The 9872-nt window shown below is 63.7% G+C and carries 8 protein-coding genes; 4 read left to right on the forward strand and 4 right to left on the reverse strand.

Annotated elements, in window-relative coordinates:
* The 4 genes from Q0A34_RS05810 to Q0A34_RS05825 form a co-directional block, all read left to right on the forward strand.
* The coding region (locus Q0A34_RS05810; RefSeq protein ID WP_363316433.1) for an MFS transporter at positions 1–1152 on the forward strand (1152 nt) is incomplete at its 5' end.
* 31 nt (positions 1153–1183) lie between these two features.
* On the forward strand, positions 1184–1762 hold the full coding sequence (locus Q0A34_RS05815) for a dihydrofolate reductase family protein (protein ID WP_291479065.1): 579 nt from the start codon (positions 1184–1186) through the stop codon (positions 1760–1762).
* A complete protein-coding gene (locus Q0A34_RS05820; protein WP_291479066.1) occupies positions 1755–2315 on the forward strand; it encodes a pyridoxamine 5'-phosphate oxidase family protein in 561 nt (186 codons plus the stop codon). The genes Q0A34_RS05815 and Q0A34_RS05820 overlap by 8 nt, the downstream gene beginning before the upstream one ends.
* A 22-nt stretch (positions 2316–2337) precedes the next feature.
* Positions 2338–3363: an FAD-dependent oxidoreductase gene (locus Q0A34_RS05825; protein WP_291479067.1), complete on the forward strand. Its 1026-nt coding sequence runs from the start codon at positions 2338–2340 to the stop codon at positions 3361–3363.
* Between the two features lie 15 nt (positions 3364–3378).
* Here the strand turns inward: Q0A34_RS05825 and Q0A34_RS05830 are convergent, their stop codons facing one another.
* From Q0A34_RS05830 to Q0A34_RS05845, 4 genes are all read right to left on the reverse strand, one after another.
* On the reverse strand, positions 3379–4755 hold the full coding sequence (locus Q0A34_RS05830) for an MFS transporter (protein WP_291479068.1): 1377 nt from the start codon (positions 4753–4755) through the stop codon (positions 3379–3381).
* Positions 4756–4800: 45 nt separating this feature from the next.
* Positions 4801–6267, reverse strand: a complete 1467-nt coding sequence (locus Q0A34_RS05835) for a lamin tail domain-containing protein (protein WP_291479069.1) — start codon at positions 6265–6267, stop codon at positions 4801–4803.
* A 182-nt stretch (positions 6268–6449) separates the two neighbouring features.
* Positions 6450–9335, reverse strand: a complete 2886-nt coding sequence (locus tag Q0A34_RS05840; RefSeq protein ID WP_291479070.1) for a DEAD/DEAH box helicase — start codon at positions 9333–9335, stop codon at positions 6450–6452.
* Complete coding sequence (locus Q0A34_RS05845; RefSeq protein ID WP_291479072.1) at positions 9332–9730, reverse strand: (deoxy)nucleoside triphosphate pyrophosphohydrolase; 399 nt, start codon at positions 9728–9730, stop codon at positions 9332–9334. The genes Q0A34_RS05840 and Q0A34_RS05845 overlap by 4 nt, the downstream gene beginning before the upstream one ends.
* Between the last annotated feature and the right edge of the window lie 142 nt (positions 9731–9872).

Here is a 9872-nt window from a genome sequence, read left to right on the forward strand (position 1 = left end):
GGCCAGCGGCCCGCACCCCGTCGGCTGCACCTGTCCGCGATCTACCTGGGCGGATTCATCGGGCCCTTCGCCGCACAGTCCGTGGCCGTCGTCCTGCCGGACGTGGCGGAGACCTTCTCCGTCACCCTGGAGCAGTCCGCGGTCGCGATGCTGGTCTACCTGCTCCCCTTCGCCACGATGATGCTGGTCTCCACCCACGTGGTGCGGGGACTCCGCCCCCGCACCACCATCCGCTGCGCCTACGCGGTGACCTGCGCCGGTGCGCTGACCTGCATGCTCACCACCTCCTGGGCCGTCTTCCTCACCGGCTTCCTGGTGATGGGCCTGGCCAACGCCTTCACCCTGCCTGTCCTGCAGCTCGTCCTGAAGACCTGCGTCCCGGCGGCGCGGTTCGGATCCGCGATGGGCACCTACGTGGCCATGCAGTCCCTGGGCCTGCTGTCCGCGCCCCTGGTGTCCGGGGTGGCGTCGACGGTGGACTGGCAGCTGGTGTACACCGTGGTCCTGGCCGCGGCCCTGTGGATCCTCGTCGTCGGCGTACCCGACGTCCCACCCCCGGCACGGACCGCCGGCGCGACCGGACGGGTCCGGTGGACACCCACCCTGATCCACACCGCGACGAGCGCGGTCATCGGATTCGGCCTCTTCGGGCTCTCCGCGGTGACGTCCGTACACCTGGAGAGCGACTTCGGCCTCGACGCCGTCGGACGCGGACTGGTGGTGATGTGCGGCGGCCTGGCAGCCTTCCTCTTCGCCGGCACACTCGGCAGACTCGCCGACAGGGTCGGGCCGACCCGCGTCCTGCTCGGCAGCCTGACCGTGGCCGTGGTGGTGCTGGCCCTGACACCGGTGGTCCCCGCCCCCTGGGCCGTCGCGGTGTGCTGGGCCCTCGCGGTCCTCAGCGCACAGGGGATCCAGCTGAGCATCAACCTGCTGGTCCTGCGCGCGCCCCGGGGCACGTCCCTGTTGTCCACGGTCCAGGCGTTCCGGTTCTACGGTTCGTCCGTGACCCCGATGGTGCTCTTCCCCGTCTACGGCTGGTCGGCGACCTGGGCCTTCTGGATCCCCGCCGCGGCGACGGCGGCCGTGCTGGTCCTCCAGTGCCTCCTGGCGACCCAGGGGGCGCGGCGCGGGTTCCGGGATCGCACGTAGGCTGTGGGTACACCACGCCAGGAGGCACACCATGGGCCAGCTGATCTACTCGATGATCGTGTCGGCGGACGGTTTCGTCGCCGACAGGGACGGACGCTTCGACTGGGCGGTGCCGGACGAGGAAGTGCTCTCCGTCATCAACGCCGACACCGCGAACGTCCGCACCTACCTGTACGGCCGCCGCATGTACGAGATGATGCACGTCTGGGAGACCGATCCCGCGGCAGCCGCGCAGTCGGAGGAGTCCGCCGTGTGGGCGAGGATCTGGTGCGAGGCGGAGAAGGTCGTCTACTCCACCACCCTGCCTGAGGTGTGGACCGGGAACACCACCCTGGAACGCGAGTTCCGGGCCTCTGACGTGCAGCGGCTGAAGGTCGCCGAGGGTGACCTCACGGTCGACGGCCCCACCCTCGCCGCCGAGGCGCTGCGGCTCGGGCTGGTCGACCAGATCCACATGCTGGTGTGCCCCGTCACCGTCGGCGGCGGGCTGCGGTTCCTCCCCGACCTGGCCCTGGCCCTGTCCCTGCGCTCGTCGAGGAGCTTCGGCAACGGGATGGTGCAGCTCAAGTACGACGTGGACAACGCAGCTGACGGGAGGTCCGGTGACTGATCCCGTCCGCCTGTTCATCGACCACCTCGACGAGTCCCCCACCCTGATGACACTGGCCACGGTGGACGGCGACGGCTGTCCGCGCACCCGGACCGTGAACGTCAACGGGGTCCGGGAGGACGGTGCCGTGCTGTTCCACACCGACACCCGCTCACAGAAGGTCCGTGACATCGAGGCTGACGGCAGGGCGTCCCTGACCGTGCTGACCGGGGACGCCTCCCGCCAGGTCACGGTGGTCGGCGACACTGTCCGGGTGGACGGGGAGACCGAGCGGGCCGTCTACGCCGGCCAACCCCGCTACCTGCAGCTGCTCGCCTGGCTGAACGACAGCGGTCTCGCCCGGGAACCCCGGGAGGAACGGCGCCGACGGTGGGCGGAGTTCGACCGGGCGAACCCTGGCCTGGCCGGGCAGGACCCGCCTGCGACGTGGGCGGTCTTCGCCGTGGTCCCCCGCGAGTACCTGTTCTGGGAGGGTGACGACGAGGGGCCGTCACGCCGGGTGAGGTACACCCGTACCAGTGACGGATGGGACACGGAGATCCTTCCCGGCTGACCGGGGTGCGACAATGGTGCCCATGCCTTCCGTGTCTCCCACCCCGTCCAGAATCACCGTCATCGGCGCCGGGGTCATCGGCCTGTCCTGCGCCCACGATCTCGCGAACGCAGGCCACGAGGTCACCGTCGTCGCCGACCACGGCCCAGGCGACACGGTCTCCGCCCTGGCCGGCGCCCTGTGGTTCCCGTACCGGGCGGAAGGCGCGGACGAGGTGCTCGAGCGGTCACTGCGTCGCTTCATGGAGCTGGCCTCGTTGGCCGACAGCGTTGGTACAGACGATCCAGACGGTGAGGTGGACGACTTCACCGATGACGTGCCACCGGTGCGGATGCGCACGGGGGTGCTCCACGAACGTCTCGTCCCGCCGGACCGCTCGTGGGTGGCTCCGGTGGTGAAGGTGCTCGGTGACGACGCGGTCCGGCCGGTCGACGGCGGCGTCCGCGCCACACTGCCGATGATCATGACCTCGAGGTACCTGGCCTGGCTGATGGACTCCTGCAGGATGAACGGCGTGGCTTTCCGGTGGCGCACCGTGACCTCGCTGGACGAGCTGTCCGGCACGGCGGACGCCGTGGTCATCGCCGGCGGACTGCGGGGCGGCGAACTCCTCGGCGGTGATGACGCCGTGACCCCGGTGCGTGGCCAGGTGATGGTCTTCGCCAACGGCGACGGCGGTGAGGACGGACCGCGGCTCACCGAGTGGGCGGTCGACTCCGACGACCCCGCCGCGCTGACCTACGTCTTCCCCCGGGAGGACGAGATCGTGGTCGGCGGGACGGCGGAGGTCGGGTCCTGGGACGAGGCCCCGGACCAGGCCACGGCCGAGGCGATCCTCTCCCGGGCCGAGGCACTGGTCCCTGAGCTGGCGGAACTGCCGATCCTCGGCCACGGCGCGGGACTGCGTCCGGCGCGCGAGACGGTGCGTCTGGAACGGGTCGACGGACACGCCCTTCCCGTCATCGCCGCCTACGGCCACGGCGGTGCAGGGGTGACACTGTCGTGGGGCACGGCGGAGCGGGTGGTGGAGCTGGTCGACGAACTGTAGGTGTCCCGGGACGGCTCAGCGCCGACCGGGAGAGTCGTCCGGGAGCGCATCGGAGCCACTCTCCGCGCCGGTGTAGCTCCGCGACAGTCTCCGGTACTGGGGCGTGCACAGCGCGGCCACCGCCAGGGCAACGCAGAGGACGCCGGCGGCGACGAGGATCAGCGCCATGCCGCGCGACTCCCCTGTTCCCAGCAGCCACTCCCACTGCCTGCGCCCGTCGTCGGTGTCCAGGTAGGGGATGACCCACCACTGTGCGAGAGGTGCGACGAGCAACGCGGTCACCGGGGCGGTCGCCGCCTCGAAGGTCATGGCGAAGCCGAAGACCCTCCCCTGTCTCGCATAGGGGACCACCTTCTGGATCACCGTCTGCTCGGCGGCCTCGACGGCGGGGATGAAGGCCATCATCAGCCAGATGCCGACGACGAACAGCCAGCCCCACTCGCGCAGTGTCATCACCGCACCGACCACGCCGATCCCGCCGGCGAAGAGCAGCATGGTCCGGATCGGGTTGCGTCCCAGTCCCCACGTCGCGACCACCCCTCCGCCGATGAACAGTCCGGTGGACGCCACGGCGAACCAGATACCCCACCCCTGTACACCGAACAGGTCGATGCCGTAGGGGTCCATCAGGGCCATCTGCACCCCGCCGAAGAGGTTGTTGAGGGTGGTGAACAGGACCAGGGCGAGGAGCCCGGGAACCGCGAGGACGGCCAGCCAGCCACCTCGGACGTCGACCCAGCCCACGGATTCCCCGGACTGCACGATCTCCGCCTCGGGGATTCGTACGGTGACCAGGTGGAGCAGCGTCAGGGCCATCACGGCGACCCCGATGACCAGTGTCCACCCCATTCCGAGGAAGCCCACGGAGAGTCCGCTGAAGACACTAGTGACCAGCATCGCCATGCCCTGGACGGTGCCGACCAGTCCGTTGGCGTTGGCGCGGCGTTCCTCGGCGACGAGCAGGGTGACGGTGGTCGACAGGGCGATGTTGCGGAGTTGTTCGACGACCGCCCCGGCGAGCAGGACGACGGCGAACACCCAGAACCACGGTGTGCCCAGGTCGACGATCCTGCGCTCACCGACGATGAAGAAGAACACGATGTCCAGCAGGATCACCGTGAGTGCGGTCAGGGTGGCCCACACCATCACGTTCTTCTTGCGGAACCGGTCGACGAGGGTGCCGAAGAACATGCTGAACAGCGACACGAAGAGCATGTAGGACGCCCCGAACACTCCGGTGGCGATGACGTTGCGCGTCTCGGCGTAGATCCAGAAGGTCAGGGCGAACCAGAGGAAGCTGGTGGTGATGTTCGCGACGGCGGTGTTGACCAGGACATTGAGGAAGACGCGGAAGCCGTCCGGCGGGACGGTGGGGTTCGTGGGTGCGTTCACGGGTCCGGCCTATCTCTCGGTGCGGCGGAGGGAGCCGACGGGGACCTACAACGGTAGTCGACGGGCTCCTCCACCGTCAGTGCCCACGGCGCCGCGCAACCCCACACCGTCGGTGGCACCGTCATCAGCCCACAGAAAGCGTTCGGTGCCGTCTGGCGCGACGTGGCGGGCGTAGCCCTCGTTGGCGAGATTGCCGGTGCCGGCGGGGCGGGCGTGGACAGTGTCGTTCTTCGGCGCGAAGTCCGCACCGTCTTCTCCGTCCCCGGCGACGAGGACCTGTGACGCACCACCGCAGACCTCGTCGCACATGACGGTCAGCTCACCGGTGTACGCGTCGTAGTCGCTGGCCATGACTCCCTCCAAGGAGGAATGAACGCGCTGCACCAGTGTTGCGGCGTCGCCGGAGAGGTCGACGAGGAGCACGTCGCCGGTCTCCTCCACGCCGACGGCGAAGAGTGAGCCGAAGATCCAGCTGACGGTCTCCGGTCCGCCGTTGGCCTCGACGTCGCCGGTGAACTCGGCGAGGTTCCATTCGTCTGTGGCGGTCAGCTCGGCGTCGTCCACGCCGGCGGCGTCGCGGAGCTCATAGCGTAGGACGGAGGGGCGGGAGGTCTTCTTGGTGGCGTCGGAGTTGTCACGCTCGGTCGCCACGTAGACCGCGCCGTCCTGTCCGAGGGTCACGCCTTCCGCGTCCGGCAGGCCCGTACCGTCGGGGTAGCGCAGCTGGTGGCGCGCGTCCACGTGGTAGCTGTTGCCGTCCTTCGGACTGAGGACGTACAGGACGCCCTCGTCGTTGTTGACGACGTAGGCTTTCCCGTCGTTTCCGAAGTCGACTCCGGACATGTCTTCGCCGGTGAAGTCTTCGGTGAACCGGCCGGCGTGGTCGTCTGTGAGGGTGACGGGTGTGACATTCTGCGGGTCGAAGGGCCACGGTTCGGTGCCGGGCTGCGCGCCGTCTGTCTCCCCGGGCGCGACGTTGCGCAGCCCCTTCGTGGGTTCACCTGTGACGGTGAAGTCTCCGGACATGTCGGGCACGCGACCCCAGGTGGTAGCGGCATGGCCGGACCAGTTGGTCTCGTCGATGACCGCGCCGGAGGAGTCGGAGAGGGTGACGGAGTCGGTGCTGCCGAGCCCGAAGCTGTCGTCGGTGGATACGACGAGGTAGCCGCCGGACTCGATCTCAGTGTCCTGAGGCAGGACGATGGGGTTGTGGGAGTCATCGCCGTCGATGATGGTCCAGCCGGCGACGTCGACGGAGTTGTCGGGATCGGTGTTGGCGAGTTCGACCCAGTCGCCGTCGGCGTCGCCGTTGGACTCGACCTCGTTAATCACGACGGTCGTGTCCGCACCGCTGCCACGGCCGGGGTCGTCGATGGATCCCGTGGTGGCGCTTGATGTGATTCCCGGACCGGAGTCCCCGACCGAGTCGGTTGCACTGGCGACGGGCAATGGGGCCAACATCAGGACGGGGACGACGGCGGCCAGGGCCGCGCTACGGTGGGATCGTTTCACGGGACGAGACGATAAGGCCCGAAGATTGCCGCTTCACGGACTACAGGTGAACTGGAGCTTTCAGGAATTGAAGAAAACACACCAATGTTGGGTCCGCAACCAGATTGAGGATAAGTAGCCCCAGCACCGAAACGGGGCTCATGGTCAAGCTCACTGCAGCAGACCGGACCCCACCGACCGTGCTAGCGAGCCAGTGGGGCAGTCAGATACCCGTACAGCGCCGGATCCACAGGCGTCTCCAGGTCTAGCTTCATATTGACGATAGACACATCATTACCATTCTTGTCCGAAATGTGCGTATCGGAAGCGTCCCGCGCATGCGCCTTGCCGAGGTAGAAGAAGTCGCTGCCTTCGACATCATCCTTCTTAACAAAGACATGGAGCGGAAACTTGTTGTTCGCAATATCGTTCTCACGCTTGCTCTTCAGGGATGTTCGACTCTTGGTAAACCAGTTTATAGTCGACTCATCATCAAAACCGTCTTCGTAACGCGTCGTCGCGGAAATATCCTCGGATTTTTCATAGGTAATGAAGATAGGGCAACTATTCGAGAAGCTATCGGTCTTGTAGCCATAAAGGGTACTGTACTGATTTGACTCGAAGTTGAGCATCCTACACACGTCCTTGCGCGTGTACTGACGGCCTTCGATGAGCGCACCTCGCCAAGATTCCGCATGCCGAGACAGAAAAAGTCCAGTTTCAACGGCGTCGTTCACGTGCTCCGCGAATCGTTGGCTCCCTTCATACATCTCTCGGAAAACAGGATTTAAACGATAGCTCCTTTGGACGTGATCAATCACTGGACTCGGTCCATATTTCTTCACCTCCTCCTTCGTAAAGAAGTCAAGTGTCAGAAGTCGCTCCACGGAAGAGATCGTGGCATCGTCGGCAACACAACCATGTTCAATGAGTAACTGCGCATACCCATCTCTAGTGAGAGTGCGCTGATCAAGCAGCCACTGGATCAACAAAAGTTCGTGCGGTCGCTTTCCATTGAGAAACTCATTATCCAGCAACGACAGAAACGCTTCCTCGTCACGGGACGGCGCAGGAATATCCTTTTCGAAGCCAGACAACAGCGTCCAGTAGCTCTTCTTCTTTGTTGCAAGCACCACCGGATCAACTGTGCCGTGATGAGCAAAGTCAGAAAGCATCGGTAAATGGCCGATACGGTTGCGCAGATCACGAATGGCAGTTTTGAGATTATGCATGCTGTCAAGCGATGACTTCGCGAGCGATTCAAGAACCCGCTTACGAGAAATCTCGTCGAAGTTAACACTCGATATCCCTGCGATTGATCCAGCTGCTTGCGCACGGATCAACTTTTCCTTGACCGTATCCCTATTGAGACTGTTGTCACCAAACAAGGCGATCGGGATGAGGAAATTGTTCTTGTAGTTTCCGATGAAGTCGATCACCCGCAGGTGGTCTTTTCCTGGGCTCTTGCGCAAACCTCGTCCGAGCTGCTGCGTGAATACGATGCTAGATTCAGTGTTGCGCAGCATCACTACTTGGTTCACAGCGGGAATATCGATCCCCTCATTGAAAATATCTCGCGTGAGAATGTAATCAAGCTCACCGCTCTCCAACGCCATAGTTGCCATCTCTCGTTCCGCCCTTGAAGACTCCCCAGTGAGAGGCAGAGTCCGCAAACGGCTACCGTTCAATGACCGCTGATTAAGTAGCGCGGAAAGCTCGTGAGCTTCCTTCTTGCTGCTGCAGAATATTAGCCCTTTCACGCCCGATGGAAAACCATACGTGCGCAGCATGTCCAGGATGTACTCGATGCGCTCCGGAGCGATGAGCTTGCTCAAATTCGAAGTTTCATCCTTCACCACTCCAGAGTCATCGATGTATTCAGTGACTCCATAGTAGTCGAAAGGTGCAAGCATGTCTGCCTGAAGGGCTTCTTGCAGTCGAATCTCATAAGGCACGTTGTGATCGAAGAGTTTGAATACATTGAAATCATCCGTGCGCTCTGGCGTCGCGGTAAGACCGAGTAGGAATTTAGGCTGGAAGTGTTCGATGACCCTTTCATAACTCGCCGCGCCGGCCCTGTGCACTTCATCGATAATCACCAGGTCAAAGGCATCGCGCGGGATAGACTCCAAGAATCCAGCCTTCGACAGTGTCTGAACCATTGCGAAAGCATGCGGCCGATCGATTTCCTTTTCGGTTCCGACTATGCGGCCAACGTCGGAATCATCCCACTCAAGGACGCGTTTGAACTCGGCGATCGCCTTATCGAGGATCTGTTCCCTGTGGACGACGAAGAGGATCCGCTGCGGTTCCATTTCTCGCGCCGCGAGCGCTGCCAGAATTGTTTTTCCTGTACCGGTAGCTGAGATAACGAGCGCCCGACTCTCCCCCATCTCACGGACGCGCCGAATCTCAGCCAGCGCCTCTTTTTGCATAGAGTTCGCGACAATACGCCCTGTCGGAACGCCACCAGCTTCAATAGCCTCGGCCATTACCGGGCTCACACGCAGCTGGCGAGCGCGTTCGTATTCATCGATCCACTCACGGGTAAGCACGAAAGAGGCAGCGCGTTGTTCTTCGATCGCAGCGCACAATTGGTAAGTGATGTCTCCCTCGGGGAGCGCAGAGAACCGTAGGTTCCATTCCTGATTCCGGATCAGCGCGTTGCGAGTGAGGTTCGAGCTACCGATTATCGCGGACAAGGTGTGTTCCTGCGTGAAGACGTAGCCCTTTGCATGGAACCCGCCGTCGGTTCCGGGGTGAACCAGCACCTCCACGTTGTCGAGATTCAACAGCTCACGAAACATGTCTGGCTCGTTGAAGTCGAGGTAGGTCGACGTGATGATCCGCGCCTCACCAGCGAAATCACGTAGCGCCTGCTTGAGAAGTCCAAGCGCCCCTGAGGTGATGAACGCGACAGAGAAGTCTAGGCGCTTCGACCGCTTCATCTCTTCCAGGATCGCACGGACCATCGTGTTGCCGTCACGATTGGCAATGAGATTGGGGTGAAAGAGGTGCTCCGAGTCGACAGTGCGGTCAAGGAACCCGTATGCCGTACCTGCACCTACCGAGGTGCTTTCGAGCCTCATGATGTGAGTTGCGCGACGACGCGGTCAACGGCGGGGATATCTGCGGGTGCCCACTGGAGGTCAGGTAGATCCCGTGCCTCGACCCAGCGGACCTCGGAATGCTCCGTTAACGTGGGTTCTTTGTCGATAATCTGACCGAAGTAGGTGGTTAAGACGACGGTACCGAAGTCATACTCGTACTCTGTGGTCTCCACCTTGTCGCCGATCTCCGCCACGCAGAGAAGCTCTTCCTTCAGTTCTCGCCGGAGAGCGGCTTCGGGACTTTCGCCAGATTCGATCTTCCCGCCCGGGAACTCCCACATGCCTGCCAGAGACATGCCCTCGCCGCGTTGAGCTGCGAGAACCTTCGTACCGTCCGTCAGAACTGCCCCGACGACGTTGATCCGCTTTGTCATGTGGTTCAGCCTAACAACAACCGCGGACATCTCCGCCCGGTCCGGCACAGTCGGCGTCCGAACACGCTCGTCAGCGGTGATCGCGCCCGCAGGGGCATGATGGAGGGGTGACGGCCGCGACCGGCACCGTCCAGTCCCACCC

This window comes from Corynebacterium sp., assembly GCF_022712195.1.
Taxonomy (GTDB): Bacteria; Actinomycetota; Actinomycetes; order Mycobacteriales; family Mycobacteriaceae; genus Corynebacterium.